The following is a 25,721-nucleotide window of genomic DNA, read 5'->3' on the forward strand; positions in this document are numbered from 1 at the left end:
GTTTCACGTTGCGACTTATCCACAAGCGGAATGCGTCTGGCATGGTCAATTTCGTGTGCGCCAGTGGGAACATGGTGGAAGCGGTTACGGGCCAAAGCGGGGGACAGGGCCGGTGGTATTTTCTTGACCAAGCGTATGAAAAAACAGGATAATGCTCAGTTCTTTTGGTTGGGTGCTTGGCATTCGGCCGGAACAATGTCACTGTCCCTTAAAAACGAGAACCATCATGAAACGTACTTATCAACCTTCCGTTGCCCGTCGCAAGAAAACCCATGGCTTTCTAGTTCGCATGAAAACTGCCGGAGGACGCGGTGTTATCAATGCCCGCCGCGCGAAGGGTCGCGCCCGCATCGCCGTATAGTCGAAACCAGCCGCTCGAATCCCGTATTAGTACTGCAAACGTGTCATCCGCGTTTCCCTCCGCAAAACGGTTGGATCAGGCTGGCGTGCTTGCATTACTTAAGCGCGGCAAGCGCCTGAATCGGACTAATTTTGAGTTGAGAGTACTCAACGTTTCTGCGGTTGCGGTGGCTGGCGAAAGCAAAATTGCTATTTCGATCCCCAAACGATTGCTCAAATCTTCAGTCGCCAGAAACAGGATTAGGCGGCTGGTGCGAGAGGGGTTCAGGATCCATAGTATTGCGGCGGCACCATTGCACATGCTTGTCAATTACAAAGCCAGGAATGATGGGCGGGATGCGACCGTGCGGAGCAATCTTCGCGTGGAGCTTGCAACCCTATTCGATGACGCTGTCCATGGCATGCTGACCGTACATGTGGACAATACTCCCGTGCGTGCCGGGTAATGTCGCCGTTGGCCTGGCTACTGACCGGGGTGGTTCGCACCTATCAGTATCTGCTTAGTCCCCATTTTGGGTCACAATGCCGCTTCACGCCGACGTGTTCACACTACGCGATTGGTGCGTTGAGAAAGCACGGTGCTTTTCGGGGTGGGTACCTAACAACGCGGCGTGTATTGCGTTGCCATCCCTGGCAGCCGGGTGGATACGACCCAGTCCCCTGACAAGAAGAAGCGACGGGCAACCGCGATCTAGCATTTCAATTTGTCAAACCGAGTTTTATCGAGAGCTTATGGATACGCAACGAATTATTGCGCTGGTTGTTTTCATGTTTAGCGGCATGCTTTTATGGCAAGCTTGGGAAAAACATGGGCAACCCGCAAGGTCGACGACTCAATCGGCAACACAGGCTCAATCAGGCGTCCCAGTACCAGCAGTTGGCAAGGATGCCGTTGCTGTACCGATTCCCACGGTGCCGCTTGGGCCGGCTGCCGGTGCATCAAATCCAAGCGCGCCGGTATTGGCAATCCCGTCGACGGGCACGAGGATTTCTGTCACAACAGACACGCTAAGGGTCGAACTTGACACACAGGGGGGCGACGTGCGTCAAGTGACGCTGCTAAAGCATCCAGCGCGGGGTGACGCGACAAAGCCATTCACGCTGTTGCAGGATAAAGCGGGCGCTTACTTTATTGCACAATCAGGCATTTTGGGTCCGGGCCTTCCGAATCACACGACGACGTGGACAGCCGCAGCGGACAAATATGCGCTCGATGGCGGGGACAAACTCGAAGTTAGGCTGATCAATTCCGAGACTCATGGGTTGACGGTTAGCAAGATATTGACCTTCAAGCGTGGTAGTTATGTGATCGACGTTCGCTATGAGATCAAGAATGATTCAGGCGCGACCATTTCGCCCAATGCCTATTTCCAATTCTTGCGCGATGGCAACCCGCCAGAAGGAGAAAGCGCCGGCAACATGTTCACTGGCGTGGCCACATTTACGGGGCCGGCTGTATATACAGAAGCCAAGAAATTTCAGAAGGTGGACTTTTCTGCTATAGACAAGCACAAGCAGGATCACATCAAGGAATCCACCGACGGCTGGATTGCCATGGTTCAGCACTACTTCGTCTCCGCATGGCTCCCCGGCGACAAAGCCAAGCGCGAGTATTTCACCAAGAAAGTAAACGACAATCTCTATTCTGCTGGTGTGATTGTGCCGGTGGGTGAAATTGCGGCGGGATCGAGCGCGAGCGTGTCGATGCCACTTTATGTTGGCCCTCAGGAGCAGGAAAATTTGAAACAGCTCGCGCCAGGCCTGGACCTAGTTGTCGACTATGGCTGGTTAACGGTGCTTGCATACCCAATGTTTGCGGTTCTTTCATGGATCAACAAGATCATCGGCAACTGGGGTTGGACGATCATCATTTTCACCATTCTCCTGAAGCTAGTGTTTTTTCCGCTGAATCAGAAGGCCGGTAAATCAATGGCCCACATGAAGCATCTCGCGCCGAAAGTAGAGGCCCTGAAAGCCCGCTACGGCGACGACAAGATGAAAATGAATCAGGCCATGATGGAGCTTTACAAGACGGAGAAGGTCAACCCGCTGGGTGGCTGTTTGCCAATCCTGGTACAGATGCCGTTTCTGATTGCGATGTATTGGGTCTTGCTTGGCGCGGTGGAGTTACGCAATGCGCCATGGCTGGGGTGGATCACCGACCTTTCCACCCCCGACCCGTTCTATGTATTGCCGGTAATCATGGGCGCCTCTATGCTCATCCAGACTAAACTCAACCCAACCCCTCCCGATCCGGTACAGGCCAAGGTAATGATGTTGATGCCGATAGTGTTCTCAGTCATGTTCTTTTTCTTTCCGGCGGGCTTGGTGCTTTACTGGACAATGCAAAACATCTTGGGCATCGCGCAAACTTGGTATATCAACAAGACGACCGCCCAATTGGTGCAATCCAGTGTAGTGGCCAAGAAATAGCCCGCGCCACATTTCGCAAGAAAGCCGCCCAACTGGGCGGCTTTTATCTTTGTGGCAGCGTGATACATTGCGGGTTGGTCCCCAGAATATGTTCATCATGAACGAAAAGGTTTCACGTGGAACGCCAGACACCGTGGCCGCCATCGCGACGCCGGTCGGGCGTGGCGGAATTGGGGTGGTGAGAGTCTCGGGTCCGGGGGTGAAATCTCTCATTCAGGGCGTCTTGGGTAGAATGATTGAACCGCGCCTAGCAACTTATGCCGCTTTTCGCGACAACGCTGGAATTGCCATCGACCAGGGTGTTGCCCTCTTTTTTCCTGCACCACACTCATATTCAGGCGAGGATGTTCTGGAGCTGCAAGGTCACGGCGGGTCAGCCGTCATGGCGCGCCTATTGAGGCGTTGTCTGGAGTTGGGGTGCCGTCTTGCGCGCCCGGGCGAATTCACCGAGCGCGCGTTCCTGAATGACAAGCTGGATCTGGCTCAGGCTGAGAGTGTGGCCGATTTGATTGAGGCGGGCTCGGAAGAGGCTGCTCGGTCCGCCGCGCGGACATTGACAGGCGAGTTTTCTGCGCGCGTGCATGAACTCAGTGACGCGGTGATGGAGTTGCGTATGCATGTTGAAGCCTGCATTGACTTTCCGGAAGAAGAAATTGACCCCGCCGACCGAGCGACGCAACAAGTGAAACTCGAGGGAATTCGGGGCTTGCAGAGTAAATTGAAGCGGGAGGCGCGGCAGGGGGTGGTGCTTCGCGATGGGCTAACGGTTGTGCTGATTGGCCGTCCAAATGTTGGAAAGTCCAGCCTGTTGAATCGCTTGGCGGGAGATGAGATAGCGATTGTGACGCCGATCCCGGGCACCACCCGCGACCACGTTCGTGCCACCATTCATCTCGAAGGCGTACCCATCCACCTCATCGATACAGCCGGTTTGCGAGACACGGATGATGTGGTTGAGAAAATTGGTATCGCGCGAACCTGGGCGGCCATAGATAAAGCTGGCGCCGCGCTGCTGATTGCCGAGGCGGGCGAAATGGCGGGGCGGAACGAGGCGGAGATTTTGCAGCGGCTCCCGGCAAAACTGCCCACAGCGTGGGTTTACAACAAGATTGATCTTTATCGACCCGCCGGGGTTTCACGTGGAACATCGAGAATAGACAATAATTTTAGCCTTTTCGTCTCTGCCTTGACGGGTGAAGGTATCGACAGCTTGCGTGCATGGTTGCTGGAAACGGCGGGTTGGCATCCGGATGAGGGTGGCGTGTTCTTGGCGCGGGAAAGGCATCTGGTAGCGCTTGCCGCCGCTGAAGTCCACATTGAAACCGCGTCAACGCTAGCTGATCAGTACGAGCTCTTCGCTGAGGAGTTGCGGTTGGCGCAAATGGCGCTATCCTCGATTACCGGTGAATTCACGCCCGATGATCTTCTGGGCGAGATATTCAGTCGGTTTTGCGTTGGCAAATGATGTCGGCGAACAACCGAATACGAAGGGCTCGCGGGGCGATCGGTCTTGCCCGTTTTTTCTGTGCAAATATTGCTATGGCGATGCCGGACTTGGCGTCTTTTCAATAGCCATTTCGAACGTGATGACTTAGAATTCGCCTCCTGCTGGCTGGTTTGCCACCAGTTCAATTCAAAGGCATGAGCGGTGGATTTTCCCAACAAATTCGAGGTGATTGTGATCGGTGGCGGCCACGCCGGTACTGAGGCGGCGCTCGCTAGCGCGCGAGCAGGCGCGCGGACATTGCTTCTGACACATGCCGTTGAAACGCTTGGTCAAATGTCCTGCAATCCATCAATCGGCGGCATCGGCAAGGGGCACTTGGTCAGGGAAATCGACGCCCTCGGCGGAGCGATGGCGATCGCAACCGATGAAGCAGGCATCCAATTTCGTACGCTCAATGCGAGCAAAGGGCCGGCGGTACGCGCGACACGCGCCCAAGCCGACCGCGTCCTATATCGTGCGGCGATTCGCAAGCGTCTGGAAAATCAGCCCAACCTGTGGCTCTTCCAGCAAGCGGTCGATGATTTGATCATCGAGGACCTATATGGAATGCCCTATGCAACGGGAATAATTACGCAAGTAGGCCTTCACTTTTACGCCGAGTCCTTGGTGCTGACAGCGGGTACATTTCTCGCGGGAAAAATCCATGTGGGCATGCAGACTTGCGCCGGTGGGCGTGCCGGGGATCCCCCCGCAACGACGCTCGCTGCGCGCTTGCGCGAATTGAAGTTACCAGTCGGTCGATTGAAAACCGGCACGCCACCGCGTATTGACGGGCGCAGCATCGATTTCTCCAAGTGCACGGAACAGGCTGGCGACGATCCGACTCCGATATTTTCTTATCTGGGTACCCGCAGCATGCATCCGCCGCAGGCGAGCTGCTGGATCACACATACCAACGAGAAAACCCACGACGCAATACGGGCTGGCCTAGATCGGTCCCCGATGTTCACCGGGGTGATTGAAGGGGTTGGGCCGCGTTATTGTCCATCGATTGAGGACAAGATTCATCGCTTCGCCAACAAGGCCAGCCATCAGATTTTTCTGGAACCGGAAGGCCTGACGACGAATGAGTATTATCCGAATGGCATTTCCACGTCGCTGCCATTCGACGTGCAATGGAATCTGGTCCGTTCCATTCCGGGGCTGGAAAACGCGCACATATTGCGTCCAGGCTATGCAATCGAATACGACTATTTCGATCCACGTGGTTTGAAAGCCACGCTTGAGACCAAAGCGATCGGCGGACTGTTTTTTGCGGGCCAGATAAACGGTACGACGGGTTACGAAGAGGCGGCTGCCCAAGGTCTGCTCGCTGGTATCAATGCTGCGCGGTACAGCAAGGGTGAGCCCGGTTGGAGCCCGCGCCGTGACGAAGCCTACCTTGGCGTATTGGTTGATGATTTGATTACCCGCGGCGTCACGGAGCCGTATCGTATGTTCACGTCGCGCGCCGAGTATCGCCTGCAATTGCGTGAAGACAACGCCGATATGCGGCTGACGGAAATTGGCCGGAATCTGGGACTCGTTGACGATGTCCGCTGGCAAGCGTTCAGCGAAAAACGTGAAGCCGTTGCGCGCGAAACCGCACGCCTCAAGTCGACCTGGGCGCATCCATCCAGGCTCATCGCTGAAGATGCGAATCGGGTGCTAGGGCAGGAAATGGAGCGTGAGTACTCGCTGTTTGATTTGTTGCGGCGTCCAAACGTTTCCCATGCGGCGCTGATGTCGCTGGGCGTCGGTGAATTCACGGAACTCGATTCGGCAGTCACGGAGCAAGTTGAAATTGCCGCAAAATATCAGGGCTACATCGACCGCCAGCAAGATGAGGTCGAGAAAAACCGCTCCCTGGAAGAGACGCGGCTACCGCACGACATTGACTACCTGCATGTGCACGGCCTGTCAAAGGAAGTGCAATCCAAGCTTAACCAACACAAGCCTGAAACCGTCGGGCAGGCGGCACGCATTCAAGGAATAACACCTGCCGCCGTCTCGTTGCTGCTGGTGCACGTAAAACGTGGTTTTGCGGCCGCAAGAAGCGCCGCCGAACAAAAGTCGGCGTAGGACGCAGGGACCATGACAGGATTCACACTATCGCCCCCCCCCCAGCTTCGCGATCGCCTCGATGCGGGGCTCAAGAGCCTGGGCATGAGACTCGACGTCGAGAAACGCGATCAATTACTGCAATACATCGCGCTGCTCGATAAATGGAACAAGGTGTACAACCTCACTGCGGTTCGGGAACCCGAGCGCATGATCGGTCTGCATATTCTGGATAGCCTTTCCGTCCTTCCGCATCTCGGCGACTGCTCAAATATCATCGATGTGGGTACCGGCGGCGGGCTCCCTGGCATACCGTTGGCCATCACAAATCCGGCAGTGCGGGTTACGATGCTCGACACCATCGCCAAGAAAACAACCTTCGTTCGCCAGGCGATTGGTGAACTTGGACTGAAAAATGCCGACGTCGTTACGGGCAGGGTAGAAAGTTACCAACCAGCAATCAAGTTTGATTGTGTGATTTCACGTGCTTTCGCTGAACTGAAGGACTTCGTTGAAGGCGCCGGTGATTTGTGTACTGTAGGCGGAGCGATGCTGGCCATGAAAGGCGTCTATCCCCACGATGAAATTAGCCGACTTCCGGTAGGGTTCGTCGCGAAACAAGTCATTGCTCTGAATGTGCCCGGTGTTGAAGGCCAACGCCATCTCGTTGTAATCCAGAAAGTCTAGGCAGCCGATGAAGGTTTTCGCAATCGCAAATCAAAAAGGCGGCGTCGGCAAGACGTCTGTCGCCGTCAATCTGTCGGCAACGCTCGCGCATTATGGACAGCGCGTGCTGCTGGTCGATCTCGATCCGCAGGGCAACGCAACCACCGGCAGCGGCATCGACAAGAGCGGCGTGGACAAAACGCTGTATGGCGTCTTGCTCGGCGAATACAGCGTTGCCGAAGCGCGGATTCGCGCCGAGGGCGGTTTTGATGTGCTGCCCGCCAATCGTGAACTGGCTGGTGCAGAAATCGAGCTGATCGATATTCCACAGCGCGAATTCCGGTTGAAGGAAGCGTTGCAACCCGTGACGAATGACTATGATTTTGTCGTCATTGATTGCCCGCCCGCACTGAACATGTTGACCGTGAATGCCCTGACTGCCGCGGATTCGGTCATCATCCCGATGCAGTGTGAATACTATGCCCTGGAAGGGCTTTCTGATCTGGTCGGAACGTTGCGAAAGGTGAAGGCAAACCTCAATCCGAATATCGAAATCGAGGCACTGGTGCGCACCATGTATGACCCCCGTTCATCACTGACGAATCAGGTTTCCGATGAAATCAAAAGCCATTTCGGCGACAAGGTATTTGATACCGTGATTCCACGCAACATTCGCATTGCCGAAGCGCCGTCCTTTGGAAAGCCCGTCATCCTCCACGACCCCATCAGCAAAGGCGCATTGGCGCATTTCGCGTTTGCCAGGGAATTGCTGACACGTCAGGGCATCGCCATCAAGGAAGCAGCATGATTAAGCCTAAGGGGCTGGGCCGCGGATTGGATGCACTGCTCGGCGGCAATAAGGCGGGCGCGTCAAACAACGAGGGTGAGCTGCGAGAAATCCTGGTTGCCGACCTGTCGCCCGGCAAATATCAGCCGCGTACCCGCATGGACAAGGTGGCACTAGAAGAACTGGCGCAGTCGATCAAGAACCGCGGCATCGTCCAGCCGATTTTGGTCCGGCAAACCAGAGCCGGCAAATTTGAAATTGTTGCCGGAGAACGCCGCTGGCGCGCCGCGCAAATTGCGGGGCTTGTTACGGTCCCCGCGTTAGTGCGCGACATTTCCGATGAACATGCGCTAGGTATCGGCCTCATCGAGAATATCCAGCGCGAAGACCTCAATGCAATCGAAGAAGCATCCGGCATCAAGCGGCTGATTGACGAATTCAAGTTAACCCATGAGGCAGCAGCGCAGGCGGTGGGACGTTCGCGAGTTGCGGTGACCAACTTGCTTCGTTTGCTGGAGCTTGCCAAACCCGTGCAGGACATGGTGATGGAGAGCAAGTTGGACATGGGACATGGGCGGGCGCTTCTTGCGGTAGGCAAATCGAAACAGGTTGAACTCGCACATCAGATTGTCGCGAAGACACTTTCCGTGCGCGAGACCGAGCGCCTGGTGAAGGCGGAGCTTGCCCCGCCAACACCCCACAAAACCACGCCGTCATCCGACGCCGACTCACGCCGACTGGAGAATGAGCTGGCTGAAAAGCTCGGCACACGCGTGACTATCAAGGCAGACAAGAAGGGCAGGGGGACGTTGTCGATCGACTTCATGAGCCACGAGCACCTCGATGGCATTCTCGAGAGAACCAAGCTCAAGTAGGGAAATCAACCTTGCTTGGTGGCGGCCGCCAAAACCCTAGCACTGGCGCGGCTTCCAGGCAATAAAACCCTGATAACCGGCGTCCACCCTAGTGTTTCATGTGCGCGCTGTCGCGCGACAACACCAACTGGGCCGAACCCGGTAGAAACGTATATCGCTACAAATTGGGTAAAGTGCTTTTTTATCAAGTCCTTACCAAAGATACCCAACATGTTGCGGTGCCGCAAAATGGTTTGACGCCAATATCGTCCCCCGCTTATAATTGAGCGGTTTTGCGGGGAGATTTTTGCAGATCTGTTGTCCCGGGGGAAATGCACGTGCTGCGCGATGGTCTCGGGCGAACATATCAAAAAGTCATTCTTGCGCAAACCTTGTTGGCGGCCTTGACGATTATTGTCGCGCTACTCGCAAGCGGTCAAGCGGCGGCGTTGTCCGGACTAATTGGCGCAATTGCGGTATTGGCCGGGAGTCTCGTCTACGCGGCGCTGGCGCGGGACTCAAAGGTTTCAGCGGTTTCCGCCGGGCGGGTGTTAGGCAGGCACCTGCTGGCAGAGGCGGTAAAAGTGCTTGTGGTACTGACGATTGTGTTGGTGGCGCTGGCAAGCGGTTGGTTCGTGGCGGGGTGGTTGATCGCCGCGATGGGAGTGACCCTGTTGGGGCATTGGTTGGCTTTACTGATCATTCGATAAAAAATCATGGCGTCCGGTTCCGAAATTACCCCATCCGAATATATCGCGCACCATCTATCCAACCTGACAGTGAAGGTTGGCGATGGCGGCTTCTGGACTATCAACGTTGACTCGCTGATCATGTCAGTCATTGTCGGTGTCATCGGCTTGGGCGTTTTTTGGCTCGCCGCGCAACGCGCCACCTCCGGCGTCCCCGGACGATTTCAGAGCTTCATCGAAATCATGCTGGAGTTCATCGACAACACCGTCAAGGATGTATTTCCCGGTGATCGCAGTTTCCTGGCGCCACTTGCACTGACCATTTTCGTCCTGGTGTTCATGATGAACCTGATGGACTTGATTCCGATAGATTTTCTCGGCTCCATCCTGCATTTAGTTGGAGTTAAGGAATATCACTGGAAAATGGTGCCCTCGACCGATCTGAACGTGACTTTCGCGATGTCCTTCACCGTATTCGCGCTCATCATTTTATTTCAGCTTCAAAGCCAAAGGCGCGGGCGGGTTCCTTCATGAATTGTTCACTGCCCCATTCGGCGCCAACCCGATCCTGTGGATTCCCAACCTCGCCATCAATATCATTGAATTGATTGCCAAGCCCGTCTCGCTCGGCATGCGGCTGTTTGGCAACATGTATGCAGGCGAACTGATCTTCATGTTGCTCGGCTTGCTCGGCATGCTTGGCGGCGTTTACACCGCCGGCTCCATCGTCCTGTCGTGGGGTTGGGCGGTGTTCCACATCCTGATCATCATTTTGCAAGCGTTTATTTTTATGGTGCTGTCGTCGGTGTATATCGCAATGGCACACGAGCATCATTGATGCAACCCGATTTCAATCTGTAATTCTTAATTAATCACGTCGTTTATAAGCGAAAGGAAAACAAAATGGCACAGTTTATCGCCGTCGTTCAAAGTTACATGGCTCTCGGTATCGGCCTCATCATTGGTCTGGGCGCGCTGGGTGCGTGCGTGGGTATTGGCATCATGGGTTCCAAGTTCCTGGAGTCGGCCGCCCGCCAGCCTGAATTGATCCCGCAACTGCAAAAGTTCATGTTCCTGTTGGCCGGTTTGATCGACGCGGCATTCCTGATCGGTGTCGGTATCGCCATGTTCTTCGGCTTTGCCAACCCGCTGCTTTCCGCCATCAAGTAATCACCGACCCAACAAGGAGTCGTCGCCATGAGTCTGAATGCGACGTTATTCGGGATGGCCATCTGGTTCATCCTGCTTATTTGGTTTGCCAAAGCAAAAATCTGGCCGCCGCTGATGGCGGCTATTGACGAGCGCAGCCGCAAGATTGCTGCTGGCTTGGCCGAAGCTGAAAAGGGCAAATCTGCTTTGGCCGAAGGCGAAAAGCAGAAAGCAGTCATGCTGAAAGAGGCCCGCAATCAGGCCTCCGACATGAAAGCGCTGAACGACAAGCAGATCGCTGCGTCAATTGAAGAGGCCAAAGCTCAGGCCCGCGTTGAAGCGGATCGGATTGTCGAGGCAGCCCAAGCGCAAATCCAGATGGAAATGCAAAAAGCCCGGGAGCAGTTACGTGAACAGGTTGCCGTACTCGCGGTGGCGGGCGCAGAAAAAATTCTGAGTCGCGAAATTGACGCCAAGGCGCACGCGGACATGCTGACGCAATTGAAAGCGCAACTGTAATGGCTGAATTGACCACCGTCGCGCGCCCTTACGCGGAAGCCGCTTTTCGCGCCGCCGTCGAGGCGAAAGATGTCGCGGTCTTTTCAGAAACGCTAAAGCAACTTGGCGCGGTCGCGGGTACGCGCGATGCGGCATCACTTTTGGGTAATCCGAAAGTGAGCACCAAAGAAAAAGCCGACGTGCTGTTTTCCGTTTCCGGCGGAAAGGTACCCGATACGCTGCAGAACTTGACGAATTCGCTGATTGAAAACCAGCGAGCGACGTTGTTGCCCTTTATCAGCGAACACTTTGAGCGCCTGCAGCGCGAACACGACGGGGTCGTCAAGGCCGTCATTACCAGCGCCTTTCCGTTGTCTGATGCGGACCGGGCCTCGCTGGTTGATGGTCTCGCCCGGAGGTATGGAAAGCGGGTCGAAGCAGAAGTAAAGGTCGATGCGTCGCTAATTGGCGGCGCGCGCGTTCAGGTGGGTGACGATGTGATTCACGCATCGGTTCGCGACACACTCGACCAAATGGCGGCGGCGTTGGCGTAAAGGCCTTGCCCAATAGATATTGAATACTGGCGCACCAAAGTGCGACGGTCCTGAAGATTTGAAATTTAAGTATTGGAGTTGACGATGCAAATCAACCCGGCTGAAATCAGTGAACTGATCAAGTCCAAGATTCAAAACCTCCCCGCTGCCGCTGAAAAGCGTTCCGAGGGATCCGTCATCTCGGTGACGGACGGCATCTGCCGCGTCCACGGTCTGGCTGACGTGATGCAGGGCGAGATGCTGGAGTTTCCGAATAATACGTTTGGTCTGGCGCTGAATCTTGAGCGCGATTCCGTAGGTTCGGTCATCCTGGGTGACTATCAGCACATCAAGGAAGGCGATACCGTCAAATGCACGGGACGCATTCTGGAAGTACCAGTTGGCCCTGAGTTGCTTGGCCGCGTTGTGAATTCCCTGGGCGAGCCGATTGACGGCAAGGGTCCGATCAACGCCAAGATGACCGACGTGATCGAAAAGGTTGCGCCCGGCGTGATCGCACGGAAATCAGTGGATCAACCGGTGCAAACCGGTCTGAAAGCAATTGATGCAATGGTGCCAGTCGGTCGCGGACAACGCGAGCTGATCATCGGCGACCGCCAGACCGGGAAGACCGCGGTGGCGATCGATACCATCATCAATCAAAAAGGCAAGGACATGTTCTGCGTCTACGTTGCAATCGGTCAGAAGGCATCGACCGTGGTGAACGTGGTGCGTAAACTTGAAGAGACTGGTGCAATGGCTTACACCATTGTGGTCGCGTCCACCGCATCCGAATCCGCCGCAATGCAGTACATCGCCGCGTATTCGGGCTGCACGATGGGCGAATATTTCCGCGATCGTGGCCAGGATGCGTTGATCATTTATGACGATCTGTCCAAGCAGGCCGTCGCCTATCGTCAGGTATCGTTGCTGTTGCGCCGCCCGCCGGGTCGCGAAGCGTATCCGGGCGACGTGTTCTATTTGCACTCGCGTTTGCTGGAACGTGCCGCGCGCGTCAACGCCGCTTACGTTGAGAAATTCACCAATGGTGCCGTCAAAGGCAAGACCGGTTCGCTGACCGCGTTGCCGATTATCGAAACGCAGGCCGGCGACGTGTCGGCTTTCGTGCCGACCAACGTAATCTCGATTACCGATGGCCAGATTTTCCTGGAAACGGATCTATTCAATGCCGGTATCCGTCCCGCAATCAATGCCGGTATTTCGGTGTCGCGTGTGGGCGGTGCGGCGCAGACCAAGATCATGAAGCGCAAAGACACAGGCGCTGGCGTACGTCTGGCGCTGGCGCAATACCGTGAATTGGCTGCCTTCGCGCAATTTGCTTCCGACCTTGACGACGCCACGCGCAAGCAGCTCGAACGCGGCCGCCTTGTGACCGAATTGATGAAACAACCGCAATATCAGCCGATGCAGGTATGGGAAATGGCGCTATCGCTGTTTGCGGTCAGCAACAGCTACATGGACGACGTGGAGATGAAGAAAGTTGCGTCATTCGAGAAGAGCCTGCGCGAGTTTGTGAAATCCAAATACGCGTCGCTGGTCGCTTCCATCGAAGTCGCCAACAACCTGTCGGCTGACGACGAGAAAACCATGCATGCCGCGATTCAGGATTTCAAGAAAAACGGAAGCTACTAAGGCGCTGTCACAGGCGTGACTTAAGAGGCAAAGATGGCTGGCTCCAAAGAAATTCGCACCAAGATCAAAAGCGTTGAAAACACGCGCAAGATCACCAAGGCCATGGAGATGGTGGCCGCATCGAAAATGCGCAAGGCGCAGGAACGGATGCGTGCCGCCCGCCCGTATGGCGAAAAAATTCGCAGCGTCTGCGCAAATCTGTCGCACGCCAATCCGGATTACAAGCACGCGTTCCTGCAGAAGCGTACTGAAGTAAAGAACGTTGGGCTGATCATGGTCACATCCGACAAGGGGCTTTGCGGGGGTTTGAATACCAACGTGATGCGCCTCGTGGTGAACAAGGTCAAGGAATGGGAAGGCGCTGGCGCCAAGGTGCAAGGCACGGCAATCGGTAACAAGGGTTTCGGATTCCTGCAGCGTTACGGCATACCGCTGGTTTCGCATGTTGTTGGCCTCGGCGACAAACCGCACCTCGAAAAGCTGATCGGCCCCGTCAAAATCCAGCTGGATGCTTTTGCCGAGGGCAAGATCGACGCGGTTTACCTTTGTTTCACAAGGTTCATCAATACAATGAAGCAGGAAGCTGTGTGCGAACAGTTGTTGCCACTGAGCGGCGAGAAGCTGGGTGCACCCGATTCGTCGTGGGACTACCTTTATGAGCCGGACGCGAAGAGCGTGCTGGACGAATTGCTGGTGCGCTACGTCGAGGCGATCGTTTATCAATCCGTCTCGGAGAATATCGCCTCCGAGCAGTCCGCGCGCATGGTTGCCATGAAGTCGGCGTCGGACAACGCCAAGAAGGTAATTGGCGACCTGAAACTGACGTACAACAAGGCACGGCAGGCAGCGATCACCAAGGAATTGTCAGAGATTGTCGGCGGCGCCGCCGCGGTCTAATCGAGGCATAAAACAGAATTCGCAATATTTCGTCGGAGCAAAAAATGAGTGTCGGACAAATCGTTCAGTGTATTGGCGCAGTGGTGGATATCCAGTTTCCGCGAAATGCCATGCCGCGGGTTTATGAAGCGTTGACGCTGGAGCCTTCCAGCGAAAAGTCCTTTGCTGAGGAAGGGCTGACGTTTGAAGTCGAGCAGCAACTCGGAGACGGAATCGTGCGTTGCATCGCGATGGGTTCCTCGGACGGTTTGCGTCGCGGCATGAAGGTTTCCGGCACGGGCGCAGGGATCTCGGTGCCAGTCGGCGCGGCAACACTGGGCCGGATCATGGACGTGTTGGGTCGTCCAATCGATGAACAGGGCCCGATCAAAACCGATGAGCGTCGCGCGATTCATCAGCCATCGCCAAAGTTCGACGAACTCTCGCCGTCTGTTGACCTGTTGCCCACCGGCATTAAGGTTATTGATCTGGTCTGTCCGTTTGCCAAGGGCGGCAAGATTGGCCTGTTCGGTGGCGCTGGCGTCGGCAAGACAGTGAATATGCTCGAGTTGATCAACAACATTGCCAAAAGCTACGGTGGCTTATCGGTGTTCGCCGGTGTCGGTGAACGCACTCGCGAAGGCAATGACTTCTATCATGAGATGCAGGAAGCTGGCGTTATCAAGGCTGACAACCTCGCCGAATCCAAAGTGGCAATGGTGTTTGGCCAGATGAACGAGCCCCCTGGCAACCGTTTGCGCGTGGCGCTAACCGGCCTTACCATGGCTGAGCGTTTCCGCGATGAAGGCAAAGACATCCTGTTTTTCGTCGACAACATTTATCGCTACACCTTGGCCGGTACCGAAGTGTCGGCGTTGCTGGGACGCATGCCTTCCGCCGTGGGCTATCAACCGACTTTAGCGGAAGAAATGGGCGTGCTGCAAGAGCGCATCACCTCCACCAAAGCGGGCTCGATTACCTCCATCCAGGCCGTCTACGTTCCGGCGGATGACTTGACCGATCCGTCGCCCGCCACCACGTTTGCTCACCTTGACGCAACCGTTGTGTTGTCACGCGACATAGCCTCGCTCGGTATCTACCCTGCGGTGGATCCGCTTGATTCGACCAGCCGCCAGCTTGATCCGCAAGTTGTGGGTGAAGAGCACTACACCGTCGCCCGTCGTGTGCAATCCACGCTGCAGCGTTACAAGGAGTTGCGCGACATCATCGCGATTTTGGGTATGGACGAACTCTCGCCGGACGACAAGCTTGCCGTCGCGCGCGCCCGAAAAATCCAGCGCTTCCTCTCGCAGCCATTCAACGTTGCGGAAGTGTTTACCGGCACGCCGGGCAAGATCGTACCGCTCAAGGAAACCATTCGCGGCTTCAGGATGATTGTGGATGGCGAATGCGATGCGCTGCCGGAGCAGGCGTTCTACATGGTCGGTGGCATCGACGAGGCGTTCGAAAAAGCCAAGACGATGAACTAAGGCGCAAGCCTTGAAGAAAGCTTGAAATGGCACACACGCTACAAGTAAACATCGTTTCCGCCGAGCAGGCGATCTTTTCGGGTGAAGCCGAAATGGTCATTGCCCCGGGCGAAGCTGGCGAGCTGGGCATCTTGCCGCAGCACGCACCGTTGCTTACGCGCATTAAGCCGGGCGTGGTGAAAGTGAAGCTGGTCGGCAAGGAGGAGGAGGAAGTCGTTTATGTTTCAGGCGGCATTCTCGAAGTCCAGCCCAAAGTACTGACGATACTCGCTGATAGCTCCATACGCGCACACGATCTGGACGAGGTCAAAGTCATGGAAGCCAAGCGGGCGGCAGAGGAAGCGCTTGCTAACCGCGCAAGCGGCCAGGAGCGTGCGATCGTAGTGGCGGAGCTCGCGCAATTGGCGGCGCAGTTGCAAGCAATACAGAAATTGCGAAAGAAGTAAATTTTGCGGTATACTTTTGGCACCGTAACGGTTTAGAGGCGCAACACATCCAGGCAGCGGAATAATTTTCCCGCTGCCTTTTTTTCGCCCCGATTCAGTGCGACAACGGATAAAGCATAATTAGTACATGAGCCCCCCGCTGAATTCCACATCGTCCGTATTGAACGTCGTCATTCTGGCTGCGGGACAGGGCACGCGCATGCGCTCCGCACTCCCGAAAGTGCTGCACGCAATCGCCGGCAAGCCGATGCTCGCGCATGTGCTTGCCACCGCAGCGGAACTCAAGCCTGACCACGCTTGCGTGGTCTACGGTCACGGAGGCGAAAAGGTGCGTGCCGCATTTAACAACGAACCACTGCTTTGGGCCAAGCAGGAACCGCAACTCGGCACCGGCCACGCGGTGACGCAGGCCATGCCGCAACTGCCCGCTGACGGCGTCACGCTGATCGTCTATGGCGATGTCCCGCTCATTACGGCACAGACTTTATCCGCCCTGGTGACCTCTGCGCGACAACAAAAACTCGCGTGGCTGACCGAGGAAGTCGAGAATCCCGCCGGCCTCGGTCGCATCGTCCGCGATACGCGTGGCAACGTCTGTGCCATTGTCGAGGATAAGGACGCCACGGTAGATCAGCGCAAAATCCGTGAGATCAATACCGGTTTTGTCGCCTGTCCGACCGCGCTATTGGCCAAATGGCTGCCGAGACTCGGCAACAAAAACGCGCAGGGCGAATACTATCTGACCGATATTCTTGCCATCGCCGTCGCCGAAGGAGTTGATGTGGAAACTCCCCATCCGGCGCACGATTGGGAAGTAGTGGGCGTCAATAGCCGCGATCAACTGGCTCAACTGGAACGCACGTTTCAACGCCAATTTGCGCAACGCTTGATGACAGAAGGTGTCACGTTCGCCGACCCGGCGCGAATTGACGTGCGTGGACAATTGAGCTGCGAAACCGACGTAAGCATTGACGTCAATTGCATCTTCGAAGGCAAAGTCCACCTTGCGGTCGGCGCGCGCATTGGCGCCAACTGCATCCTGCGTAACTGCTCGGTAGGCGCCAATACAGAGATCCTGCCATTCACGGACATTGATGGCGCGGTGATCGGCGCCTCGGCGCAAGAATTGGCCCCTTCACGCGCCTCCGGCCCGGCACCAAGCTTGCCAATGATGTTCACCTCGGCAATTTCGTCGAAGTCAAAGCCAGTGAATTTGGACCTGGCTCGAAGGCCAACCATCTTTCCTACATCGGCGATACCACAGTCGGAAGCAAAGTCAACATCGGCGCGGGCACCATTGTCTGCAATTACGACGGCGCCAACAAGTATCGCAGCGTGATTGAAGACAACGTCCATATCGGATCGGACGTGCAACTGGTGGCGCCGATCACAATCGGCAAAGGGGCCGATATCGCGGCCGGCACGACCGTCTGGAAAGATGTGCCGCCCGGAGGCTTGACTTTTAACGCCAAGACGCAAGTAAGCAAAACGGATTGGGTGCGGCCGGTAAAAAAGAAGTAGCGTCACCGATAGGCTCAGTGTCGCCTTGTAGAATGGAGGCGTGGCCGATGTCTCTATCGGTTTGATCAAACAGGTTCTCACTTCGCAACCGAAATTGAGACCGGTGAACTCAAGAGGTACTTATGTGCGGCATCGTCGGCGCTATCGCCAATCGCAACATCGTCCCTATCCTCACCGAAGGCTTGAAGCGCCTCGAATATCGCGGCTATGATTCAGCCGGCATCGCTGTTGTGAACCGCGGTATCCAGCGGGTGCGCCGCGTGGGCCGCGTGGCTGAAATGGAAGCGGGCATTGCCGCCGAAGGTCTAACCGGCGTTCTTGGAATTGGCCACACGCGCTGGGCCACGCATGGCGGCGTCACCGAACCCAACGCCCATCCGCACGTCTCGAATGAAGAGATCGCCGTCGTGCACAACGGCATTATCGAAAACCACGAAGAACAACGCGAGCACCTGAAACGGTTGGGCTACGTGTTCGAATCGCAAACTGATACCGAAGTCATCGCGCACCTCGTGCACCACTACTACAAGGAATCGAAGAATCTTTTCGACGCCACACAGCGCGCCGTGCTCGACCTTCACGGCGCTTATGCGATTGGCGTGGTCTCCGTCTCCGCACCCGAGGTCATGTGCTGCGCGCGCATGGGCTGCCCGCTGTTGATCGGCGTCGGCGTGGAAGGCAAGGGCGAAAATTTCATCGCCTCCGACATGTCCGCGATTGTTCCCGAGACGCGCCGCGTGATGTATCTCGAAGAGGGCGACGTCGCTGAACTCACGCGCACAAAAATCACGGTCGTGGACCGCGCCGGCAAAGCCGTCGCACGCGAAATCAAGCTAAGCGACATCACCGACGACGCGAGAGAACTCGGCCCGTATCAACACTTCATGCAAAAGGAAATCCACGAGCAGCCTCGCGCACTGGCCGACACCATGGAGGCGGTCGTGTCCGAAGGCGTGCATCCCGGATTGTTTGGTGACGGCGCGGCGGAAATATTTCGTGACGCTGATGCGGTCCTGATTCTCGCCTCGGGCACCAGTTACTATTCCGCCCTCGTCGCCAAGCAATGGATCGAAACCATCGCCCGCGTGCCCGTTACCGTTGAACTTGGCCACGAATATCGTTACCGCGATTCCATCCCTAACCCGAAGCAACTGGTCGTCACCATTTCGCAATCGGGCGAAACGCTAGACACGATGGAAGCGCTCAAGCGCGCCAAGGAACTCGGCCACACCGCCACGCTGTCCATCTGCAACGTGCGCGAATCCGCCATTCCACGCGCCTCGAAACTAGTGTGCTACACGCGCGCCGGCCCCGAAATCGGCGTCGCCTCGACGAAGGCGATGACCACACAAATGGTGGTGCAATTCACGTTGGCATTGGCGCTCGCCAAGGCGAAGGGGCGATTGAGTAAAGAGCACGAAACGAAATACATCGAGCAACTGCGCTACCTGCCAGGCGGCGTCCAACAAGCATTGAATCTCGAGCCGCAAATCAAAGCCTGGGCTGATCGTTTCGCCGAAAAACAGCACGCGCTATTTCTCGGGCGCGGTATTCACTATCCCATCGCACTCGAGGGCGCGCTGAAGCTGAAGGAAATTTCCTACATCCACGCTGAAGCCTATCCCGCCGGTGAACTCAAACACGGCCCGCTGGCGCTGGTCGATAGCCGCATGCCCGTCGTCGTCATCGCGCCGAACGATACGCTGCTCGAAAAAGTGAAATCGAACATGCAGGAAGTCCGCGCGCGCGGCGGCGAACTATTTGTATTCACTGACCTCGATTCACATTTCACCGAAAGCGAAGGCGTGCACATCATCCGCGCGCCACGGCATTGCGGTACGCTCTCGCCGATTGTTCATACTATTCCCGTTCAATTGCTCGCATACCACGCCGCGCTGGTGAAAGGGACGGATGTTGATAAGCCGAGAAATTTGGCGAAGAGTGTGACGGTGGAGTGAGGATCATTGCATGTCATCAAAATGATTTGTTTCGTGAGAACAGGAGCGTAAACCCTGGAACAAGAGACTTTTATGCCAAGTTGAGGGCAAACTGCTGACATCTGATGAAGTTGCAGAGGATTATCAGCTATTGCCCGAGTACATCGCCAACACAAAAGTTATTGCTGTCCCGGCGGGCGATCGATAAGCGGAAGAGTTGGCGAGATTGCTCGACGAGCAATTCACCACCGCAAAGAAACGACAAGAAGAACTCGAGTGATCATGGCCTGGGACTATCCACAACCATTCACCTTGCCGCGCGTGCCGCTGGCCGATGATATTGACGGACTCAATCACACCAACAATGGGGTTTATGTTCGGTGGTGTGAGCAAATTGCGTGGGCGCATTCCGAAAAGTATGGTCTTACTGTAGCTGACTATCAGCGTCTGGATCGGGCCATGGCAATCCGACGGGCCGAATATGACTATTTGCTGCCGACACTATTGAACGATCGTCTGACCCTGGCAACCTGGTTGGTCGGTAGTGACAGCAAACTCAGTCTGGAGCGCCGCTTTCAGCTGATCCGTGACAATGATGCGGTAACCGTGCTGCGTGGGCGCTGGGAGCTGATATGTATTGAGTTGAGCAGTGGGCGCGTGCGGCGAATGCCGCCGGAGTTCAGTCAGGCGTACTTTCCCGCGATCATCAATTCCGCTCCCGACGCATGACAAGACCAGATTAAATACGCCGGTCAAATGGGGCCTTTTTGTTCAGAAACCAATATTCAAACGCGGTTACCATTTTCATAGCGAAAGTCAGCCAAACACTAGCACTGGCGCAGTCTGCAGGCCAAAAGAGTCTGAAATGCCGCGCCAGTACTTGACTTTTCCTTTTGTAATTGATCAGGTAGTCTCAATGCGCGCCGACGCATGCGGGGGAGGAAAAGCGCGTTCAAGTTCATCTCGATCCGCCTGCGCAAGAATGAGTTCCCGCGCACCCGCGATCTCGTCGATGCCTTCAATGCGCGCCGACTTTGGAATCGCCACTACATCCGGGCATGACATTAGCCACGCCAATGCCACTTGCACCGGCGTCGCGCCCAGCCGAGCCGCCACCGCTTTCACCGCGCGATGGCGCGCAAGTGAGCCCTGATTGAGCGGCGAGTAGGCCATGCACGCGATGCCATGCTTGCGCTGCCACGACAGAAGCGTGGCTTCAGGCCAGCGTTTGGCAAGGTTGAAGTAGACCTGATTCACCACGCAGGCGCCTGGTGCCGCGACGGTGGACAGTTCGCGCATGTCGTCGGTATCGAAATTGGAAACGCCCCAGCGGCGGATCTTGCCGTCGCGTTTCAATTGTTCGAACGCTTCCACCGTTTCGGCGAGCGAATGTTCGCCGCGCCAGTGCAGGAGATAGAGATCGAGAGTAGTGATGCCGAGGCGCTTCAAACTCTTTTCGCAAGAGACGATAGTGCCGCGCCGGGAGGCGTTCCAGGGATACACTTTGCTAACGATGAACAGTTCATCACGTGCCACGTTGGCGCCGCATACAGCCGCGGCGACCACTTCCTCGGCACCCCCTTCGCCATACATTTCCGCTGTGTCAATGAGCGTGATCCCCGAGGCGATCGCATGCTGTACCGCGCGGATTTCGTCCTGACGCGTGGGGGCCGACTCACCCATCCGCCATGTGCCCAATCCGAGACGCGGCATGGCGCCGCCGTCAGGCAGGATGATCATGGTGTTTTTCGCTGTCGTCATGCGGCAAATATTGTCCTTTGAATTTTTGAGGCGGGTCTGATGGCGCGACGCTTCACGAGCGTAGAGTGGGCAAAGCGAAGCGTGCCCACCATCGATTATCTGCGCGGGCACGCTTCGCTTTGCCCACCCTACAATTGCTCAAGGGCCAAGCTTAATATTACCAGCCGAAAAGCTACAAACACTAGCCCGACTATACCAACTCTCCTCATTTGGCCGCGCTAACTCATTGATTCATTTACGGTGATGGTTCAAAGATCTTCACTACGCCGGCATGGCTGCGAGAGTGGGTTCGGTGCGAGGTATCCGTATCTTCGGCGGGGTTGAGCAGGCAGGTTGAGTTTCATGTGCGCCAGTAGCAGGCGCAGGTCGGCGTCGGGTTCCGTGTGGCGGGTCAACACCAAATCGCGCCCGGCTGTCGTGGGCAAGTGCACGTCGAGCATCTGCATGGCAACGAACTTCTCAAGCACGGCTCTGGGGGTGAGCCCGCCGGCGAGAGGTTTGACCTTGGCCTTCCATGTCACTTGCAGGCAGTAGGCCAGGAAGGAGACAGATGTGCGCTTCGATGCATTCGTCCTTCTGGTGATAGATTGGGCGGATCGCCAAATCGTTCTTCAGTTCCTTGAAGGCCTGCTCGACCTCGGTGAGTTGGATGTAGAACTGCCACAGCTTGGCGGGGTCGTGTTCGGTGAGATTGGTGCGCAGCAGATAGTGGCCCTCGCGCCGGCGCACCACGCGCAACTTCAGACGGTTGAGCGTAAAGACGAGGCTGTTGGTTTGCGCAAGCTGCTCCTTCGGCGGCAGGGTAATATCCATCAGGGCATAGGCTTGGCCCGCTTCTTTCTTCGCCGCGCCGAGCTTCATGAGCAAGGCATCGCGCGCTCCTTGTCCGCCCGCCCCGCGCTCCTCGCCAACACGTACATCTCGCCTTCGCGCTCGATCAATTTGACCTGCACCTGCTCGCGCGCCTTCTCCCAGGGCCCGGCCGGGAAGGCCTGCTACAGGACGTTCAATCGCCCCTTCGGCGAGCCCACCAGATAGCACACCGGCGGGTCGCTCACGCGTAAGCTTGCCAGCGCCTGCTAGGTCGGTATTCCCCGGTCCATCGCCCAGATGCGCTCGGCGCGCCCATACTGCGTCTGGATGTTCTCGACGAAGGCGGTCAGCGTCGTGAAGTCGGCCGTGTTGCCGTCCATCACATCGTAGGCCAGCAGGAATCCCTGCGAGTGACGATGAGCGCAATGACGACTTGCACGCAGTCGTCGCGCTTGTCCCGGCTGTAGCCGAAATGGCGCTTGCCGGTCGCGGGCACGTCGCATTCGAAGTATGTCCTGGTGAGGTCGTAGAGCAACACCTCGAAGCTGGCTTGTAATAGTGCCTCCCAGCGCCGCGTCAGGTGCGTGAACAAAGCCTGTTTATGCGCCAGCAGCTTGTCCAGGCAGTGGTACGGGGTATTGGGTGCTACCAGCGCAACGTCTTCGCCGAGCAAGTCCGCCATCGCGCTGCGTTGGTACCACTGCCGGTGCAATCGCCATTCGCTGCCCGGATCGATCAGCCGGTACATCGCCAAGGTCTTCAACGCAGGCAGCCACTCGGTACCCTCTCGCGAGCGTTCCAGGCGGTCGCGCCAGAAGTCGTCGAGCTCCAACGCTTCCCCTAGAAAAAACCCAAAATCAAGGGCGAGTTGGTGAAGTCGGGCTAGCACTGGCGGGGCTCCCGGGCATAAAACACCGGAAGGCGCGCCAATGCTAGCGTTTGTTATGCTTATCTGGGCTACGCGGCTTTCTTGCGGCGCGTGGCGGCCTGGCTTGGGGGCCGCTTTTGTTTTGCTCTTGAGCGCTTTTTTCTTCACCGGCGCACCAACTTTTTCAGCAAGAAGTTCGACGGCTTCCTCGAGCGTGAGGGCGTCGACCTTGTCCTTGTCCTGAATGGTTGCATTGGTCGCGCCATGCTTGACGTAGGGACCATAGCGTCCCGAATAAATGGAAACAACCTGGTCGTCAACGGGATGCTTTCCGAGAACCCGCAAGGCACCGGGGCTTGCGCCCGCCGCTGCTTTGCCGCCCTTGGCACCACCCTTCGGCACGCGCTCTTCAAATTCGAAGCCGATCTTGCCGTCGGGCTGGCGCACCAGGTATGCTGAAAATGGCCGGCCTTTCTTGGAAATGAATTTGTCCAGAAGTGGTGACTTGCCAGTCTCCAGCAATTTCATCATTTCTTCGCGCGCAATGGGACGCTTCAAGATCATTCGTCCCGACCGGAAGTCACATGTTCGCGTCGAACCCACCGCCTTTTCGCAGGTGTAGGCATTCGGTGTTTCAAAGACGCGAGATTGGCACTTGGGGCACGGTCCCAGCGATTCCTGCCCGGTAAAATCGGGACCGGCGCCGTCCTCATCGTTTGCAGAATCGCCCCATGAAAACTCGATTGCAAAATCTTTGTTCAGGACAAGGTTTGCTGAAAAGAGCCGACCTTGCCGGCTGCGAAAACCATCGAGCGGGCCAATTTCTTTTTTCACCAGAAGCGTTTCCGCTTCGTGGGTTTCGAGCTGGCGACCGGCCAATATTTTCCAGAACGCAAAATCGCAAGCCTGACACTGGAACTTCTTGTAGTTTTCATGCACTTCACCGCCACATTTCGGGCAAGGTACGGTAATTGCGCCGAAGTCTCCCGGGATGGTGTCGTGCTCAAAATTCTTCGCTTGCGCAACAATGCGTTCCGTCATCGCTACAATTTCCGCCATGAATTTCTTGCGCGAGAGCTTGCCTTGCTGCATCAGCGCGAGCTTTTGCTCCCATTCGGCAGTCAGTTCGGGCGAATACAACTCTGGAATGCCCAGGCCGTGTAACGCGATCATCAGCGAAGTCGCCTTCGCGGTCGGAATAAGTTCGCGACCCTCGCGGTAAATGTACTTCTCGTAAAGCAAGCCTTCAATGATCGCGGCGCGCGTTGCTGGCGTACCGAGCCCCTTTTCTTTCATTGCGGCGCGCAACTCTTCGTCGTCGATCAGCTTGCCTGCGCCCTCCATGGCCGATAACAGGGTTGCCTCCGTGAATCGGGCGGGCGGCTTGGTCTGGTTGGCGACCGACTTGATTTCAACTGCTTTCACTTGTTCTTTGGGTTTGATGGCCGACAACGAACTGCTATCGTCGTCGATCTCTCGGCCATACACCGCGAGCCAACCGGGGTTGACCAGCACTTTGCCTTCGGATTTGAATGCTTCGCCTTCCACGCGTGTAATGCGCGTGGTTTGCAGAAACTCAGCACTCGGATAGAACACCGCCAAAAATCGCTTCACGACAAAATCGTAAAGTTTCGCTTCGATTTCATTAAGAGACTTTGGTGCCTGCTGCGTCGGAATAATGGCGAAGTGATCCGAGATTTTCGTGTTGTCGAATATCCGTTTGTTCGGCTTCACCCATTTCTCATCGAGGATTTTTTTGGCGGATACGTTGTATTCGCCCTCCTTGAGCATCTTCAGGGTGTCTTTTACTGTGTCGAGATAGTCCTCCGGTAGCGCGCGAGCATCGGTGCGGGGATACGTCAGCACCTTGTGTTTTTCATATAACGCCTGGGCCAATCCCAGCGTCGTTTTGGCGGAGAAACCGAAACGCGAATTTGCTTCCCTTTGCAGGGAAGTCAGGTCAAACAATAGCGGGGAAGCTTGTGTGGTCGGCTTGGCTTCTTCTTCGGCCACACCGATCTTGCCGAGGCATTTGGTGACAATTGCGCGGGCACGTTTTTCGTCCCAGAGCCTTTCCGCCTTTTGCGCTTCGTCGTCATCGGATTTCTTGAATTTCTCATCGAACCATCGGCCGGGATAGTCACCGGCAGCCGCCGCGAACGAACCGTGTACTTCCCAGTAATCCCGCGAGCGGAAGGCCTTGATTTTCTCTTCACGCTCCACGAGTACCGCAAGTGTAGGCGTTTGAACGCGGCCGACGGTCGTCAGTTGGAAGCCTCCGGATTTGGAGTTAAATGCCGTCATGGCGCGCGTACCGTTAATGCCGACAAGCCAGTCGGACTCTGACCGGCAAACCGCGGCATCAGCCAATGGGTCGTAAATAGCGCCTTTTTCGAGCTTCTTGAAGCCCTCGCGTATTGCGCCCTGCGTCATGGATTGCAGCCACAGGCGCTTGATCGGCTGTTTGGCCTTTGCGTATTGAATGACGTAACGAAAAATCAACTCACCTTCGCGGCCCGCGTCACAGGCATTGATCAGCCCGTCTACATCCTTGCGCTTCAACAGCTTCAACAGAACCTTCAGTCGATCTTCGGTCTTTTCGATCGGTTTCAGCTGGAAATACGAGGGTATTGCCGGCAACTGCGCGAAAGTCCATTTGCCACGCTTCACCTCCTCTTCTTCGGGCATACCGATCTCGACCAGATGGCCGACGGCCGACGAGAGCACGTACTCATCGCTTTCAAAGAAATCTTTCTGTTTGGTGAAACCGCCGAGCGCCTTGGCGATATCGTTGGCAACGGAGGGCTTCTCCGCGATGATGAGGGACTTGCCCATATATT

At 56.2% G+C, this 25,721-nt stretch carries 23 protein-coding genes and 2 pseudogenes; 21 read left to right on the plus strand and 4 right to left on the minus strand.

Features of this window, described 5'->3' with window-relative positions; all coding sequences use genetic code 11:
* Nucleotides 1-226: 226 nt before the first annotated feature.
* The 21 genes and pseudogenes from rpmH (at nt 227) to IPP88_04555 (ending at nt 20,168) form a co-directional block, all read left to right on the plus strand.
* Nucleotides 227-361, plus strand: a complete 135-nt coding sequence (rpmH, locus tag IPP88_04455; protein ID MBL0121995.1) for a 50S ribosomal protein L34 — start codon at nt 227-229, stop codon at nt 359-361.
* Nucleotides 362-401: 40 nt separating this feature from the next.
* The gene (locus IPP88_04460) at nt 402-806 is read left to right on the plus strand and encodes a ribonuclease P protein component (protein MBL0121996.1); all 405 of its coding nucleotides are present in this window, start codon (nt 402-404) and stop codon (nt 804-806) included.
* Nucleotides 807-814: 8 nt separating this feature from the next.
* Nucleotides 815-1,024, plus strand: a complete 210-nt coding sequence (gene yidD / locus IPP88_04465; protein ID MBL0121997.1) for a membrane protein insertion efficiency factor YidD — start codon at nt 815-817, stop codon at nt 1,022-1,024.
* Between the two features lie 68 nt (nt 1,025-1,092).
* Complete coding sequence (yidC, locus tag IPP88_04470; GenBank protein MBL0121998.1) at nt 1,093-2,793, plus strand: membrane protein insertase YidC; 1,701 nt, start codon at nt 1,093-1,095, stop codon at nt 2,791-2,793.
* 97 nt (nt 2,794-2,890) lie between these two features.
* Entirely contained in the window at nt 2,891-4,258 is a 1,368-nt protein-coding gene (mnmE, locus tag IPP88_04475) for a tRNA uridine-5-carboxymethylaminomethyl(34) synthesis GTPase MnmE (GenBank protein MBL0121999.1), read from the plus strand.
* A 183-nt stretch (nt 4,259-4,441) separates the two neighbouring features.
* Complete coding sequence (mnmG, locus tag IPP88_04480; protein ID MBL0122000.1) at nt 4,442-6,361, plus strand: tRNA uridine-5-carboxymethylaminomethyl(34) synthesis enzyme MnmG; 1,920 nt, start codon at nt 4,442-4,444, stop codon at nt 6,359-6,361.
* 12 nt (nt 6,362-6,373) lie between these two features.
* Nucleotides 6,374-7,027, plus strand: a complete 654-nt coding sequence (gene rsmG / locus IPP88_04485) for a 16S rRNA (guanine(527)-N(7))-methyltransferase RsmG (GenBank protein MBL0122001.1) — start codon at nt 6,374-6,376, stop codon at nt 7,025-7,027.
* Between the two features lie 7 nt (nt 7,028-7,034).
* A complete protein-coding gene (locus tag IPP88_04490; protein ID MBL0122002.1) occupies nt 7,035-7,814 on the plus strand; it encodes a ParA family protein in 780 nt (259 codons plus the stop codon).
* Complete coding sequence (locus IPP88_04495; protein MBL0122003.1) at nt 7,811-8,668, plus strand: ParB/RepB/Spo0J family partition protein; 858 nt, start codon at nt 7,811-7,813, stop codon at nt 8,666-8,668. The genes IPP88_04490 and IPP88_04495 overlap by 4 nt, the downstream gene beginning before the upstream one ends.
* 317 nt (nt 8,669-8,985) lie before the next feature.
* Complete coding sequence (locus IPP88_04500; protein MBL0122004.1) at nt 8,986-9,357, plus strand: hypothetical protein; 372 nt, start codon at nt 8,986-8,988, stop codon at nt 9,355-9,357.
* 6 nt (nt 9,358-9,363) lie between these two features.
* Nucleotides 9,364-10,174, plus strand: a pseudogene (gene atpB, locus IPP88_04505) (F0F1 ATP synthase subunit A).
* A 65-nt stretch (nt 10,175-10,239) separates the two neighbouring features.
* Nucleotides 10,240-10,506: a F0F1 ATP synthase subunit C gene (gene atpE, locus IPP88_04510; GenBank protein ID MBL0122005.1), complete on the plus strand. Its 267-nt coding sequence runs from the start codon at nt 10,240-10,242 to the stop codon at nt 10,504-10,506.
* A gap of 27 nt (nt 10,507-10,533) precedes the next feature.
* The gene (locus IPP88_04515) at nt 10,534-11,004 is read left to right on the plus strand and encodes a F0F1 ATP synthase subunit B (GenBank protein ID MBL0122006.1); all 471 of its coding nucleotides are present in this window, start codon (nt 10,534-10,536) and stop codon (nt 11,002-11,004) included.
* Nucleotides 11,004-11,537, plus strand: coding sequence for a F0F1 ATP synthase subunit delta (locus tag IPP88_04520; protein ID MBL0122007.1), 534 nt, complete (start codon nt 11,004-11,006; stop codon nt 11,535-11,537). The genes IPP88_04515 and IPP88_04520 overlap by 1 nt, the downstream gene beginning before the upstream one ends.
* A gap of 84 nt (nt 11,538-11,621) precedes the next feature.
* Nucleotides 11,622-13,169: a F0F1 ATP synthase subunit alpha gene (locus tag IPP88_04525; protein MBL0122008.1), complete on the plus strand. Its 1,548-nt coding sequence runs from the start codon at nt 11,622-11,624 to the stop codon at nt 13,167-13,169.
* A 33-nt stretch (nt 13,170-13,202) separates the two neighbouring features.
* Nucleotides 13,203-14,066 (plus strand): F0F1 ATP synthase subunit gamma, encoded by an 864-nt coding sequence (atpG, locus tag IPP88_04530; GenBank protein MBL0122009.1) that lies wholly within the window; start codon nt 13,203-13,205, stop codon nt 14,064-14,066.
* Between the two features lie 44 nt (nt 14,067-14,110).
* Nucleotides 14,111-15,535: a F0F1 ATP synthase subunit beta gene (atpD, locus tag IPP88_04535; protein MBL0122010.1), complete on the plus strand. Its 1,425-nt coding sequence runs from the start codon at nt 14,111-14,113 to the stop codon at nt 15,533-15,535.
* Nucleotides 15,536-15,561: 26 nt separating this feature from the next.
* On the plus strand, nt 15,562-15,981 hold the full coding sequence (locus IPP88_04540) for a F0F1 ATP synthase subunit epsilon (protein ID MBL0122011.1): 420 nt from the start codon (nt 15,562-15,564) through the stop codon (nt 15,979-15,981).
* A 160-nt stretch (nt 15,982-16,141) separates the two neighbouring features.
* Nucleotides 16,142-17,502: pseudogene (gene glmU, locus IPP88_04545) on the plus strand (bifunctional UDP-N-acetylglucosamine diphosphorylase/glucosamine-1-phosphate N-acetyltransferase GlmU).
* A gap of 122 nt (nt 17,503-17,624) precedes the next feature.
* Complete coding sequence (gene glmS / locus IPP88_04550; GenBank protein ID MBL0122012.1) at nt 17,625-19,460, plus strand: glutamine--fructose-6-phosphate transaminase (isomerizing); 1,836 nt, start codon at nt 17,625-17,627, stop codon at nt 19,458-19,460.
* 261 nt (nt 19,461-19,721) lie between these two features.
* The gene (locus tag IPP88_04555) at nt 19,722-20,168 is read left to right on the plus strand and encodes an acyl-CoA thioesterase (protein ID MBL0122013.1); all 447 of its coding nucleotides are present in this window, start codon (nt 19,722-19,724) and stop codon (nt 20,166-20,168) included.
* Nucleotides 20,169-20,342: 174 nt separating this feature from the next.
* Here IPP88_04555 and IPP88_04560 read toward each other — a convergent pair whose 3' ends face one another.
* The 4 genes from IPP88_04560 to IPP88_04575 form a co-directional block, all read right to left on the minus strand.
* On the minus strand, nt 20,343-21,179 hold the full coding sequence (locus IPP88_04560; GenBank protein MBL0122014.1) for an aldo/keto reductase: 837 nt from the start codon (nt 21,177-21,179) through the stop codon (nt 20,343-20,345).
* Between the two features lie 269 nt (nt 21,180-21,448).
* Entirely contained in the window at nt 21,449-21,667 is a 219-nt protein-coding gene (locus IPP88_04565) for a hypothetical protein (GenBank protein MBL0122015.1), read from the minus strand.
* Nucleotides 21,660-22,067 (minus strand): hypothetical protein, encoded by a 408-nt coding sequence (locus IPP88_04570; protein MBL0122016.1) that lies wholly within the window; start codon nt 22,065-22,067, stop codon nt 21,660-21,662. Before IPP88_04570 ends, IPP88_04565 begins: the two co-directional genes overlap by 8 nt.
* Nucleotides 22,068-22,392: 325 nt before the next feature.
* On the minus strand, nt 22,393-25,716 hold the full coding sequence (locus IPP88_04575; GenBank protein ID MBL0122017.1) for a DNA topoisomerase III: 3,324 nt from the start codon (nt 25,714-25,716) through the stop codon (nt 22,393-22,395).
* Nucleotides 25,717-25,721 lie beyond the last annotated feature (5 nt).

This window comes from Betaproteobacteria bacterium, from assembly GCA_016720925.1.
Lineage (GTDB): Bacteria > Pseudomonadota > Gammaproteobacteria > Burkholderiales > Usitatibacteraceae > UKL13-2.

Coding starts and splice junctions, on each gene's coding strand:
- atpD (MBL0122010.1), top strand. CDS start 14,111: ATGAGTGTCGGACAAATCGTTCAGTGTATTGGCGCAGTGGTGGATATC.
- yidC (MBL0121998.1), top strand. CDS start 1,093: ATGGATACGCAACGAATTATTGCGCTGGTTGTTTTCATGTTTAGCGGC.
- glmS (MBL0122012.1), top strand. CDS start 17,625: ATGTGCGGCATCGTCGGCGCTATCGCCAATCGCAACATCGTCCCTATC.
- atpE (MBL0122005.1), top strand. CDS start 10,240: ATGGCACAGTTTATCGCCGTCGTTCAAAGTTACATGGCTCTCGGTATC.
- IPP88_04575 (MBL0122017.1), bottom strand. CDS start 25,716: ATGGGCAAGTCCCTCATCATCGCGGAGAAGCCCTCCGTTGCCAACGAT.
- IPP88_04515 (MBL0122006.1), top strand. CDS start 10,534: ATGAGTCTGAATGCGACGTTATTCGGGATGGCCATCTGGTTCATCCTG.
- rpmH (MBL0121995.1), top strand. CDS start 227: ATGAAACGTACTTATCAACCTTCCGTTGCCCGTCGCAAGAAAACCCAT.
- IPP88_04525 (MBL0122008.1), top strand. CDS start 11,622: ATGCAAATCAACCCGGCTGAAATCAGTGAACTGATCAAGTCCAAGATT.
- IPP88_04495 (MBL0122003.1), top strand. CDS start 7,811: ATGATTAAGCCTAAGGGGCTGGGCCGCGGATTGGATGCACTGCTCGGC.
- IPP88_04490 (MBL0122002.1), top strand. CDS start 7,035: ATGAAGGTTTTCGCAATCGCAAATCAAAAAGGCGGCGTCGGCAAGACG.
- IPP88_04540 (MBL0122011.1), top strand. CDS start 15,562: ATGGCACACACGCTACAAGTAAACATCGTTTCCGCCGAGCAGGCGATC.
- IPP88_04560 (MBL0122014.1), bottom strand. CDS start 21,179: ATGATCATCCTGCCTGACGGCGGCGCCATGCCGCGTCTCGGATTGGGC.
- IPP88_04555 (MBL0122013.1), top strand. CDS start 19,722: ATGGCCTGGGACTATCCACAACCATTCACCTTGCCGCGCGTGCCGCTG.
- atpG (MBL0122009.1), top strand. CDS start 13,203: ATGGCTGGCTCCAAAGAAATTCGCACCAAGATCAAAAGCGTTGAAAAC.
- rsmG (MBL0122001.1), top strand. CDS start 6,374: ATGACAGGATTCACACTATCGCCCCCCCCCCAGCTTCGCGATCGCCTC.
- IPP88_04520 (MBL0122007.1), top strand. CDS start 11,004: ATGGCTGAATTGACCACCGTCGCGCGCCCTTACGCGGAAGCCGCTTTT.
- mnmE (MBL0121999.1), top strand. CDS start 2,891: ATGAACGAAAAGGTTTCACGTGGAACGCCAGACACCGTGGCCGCCATC.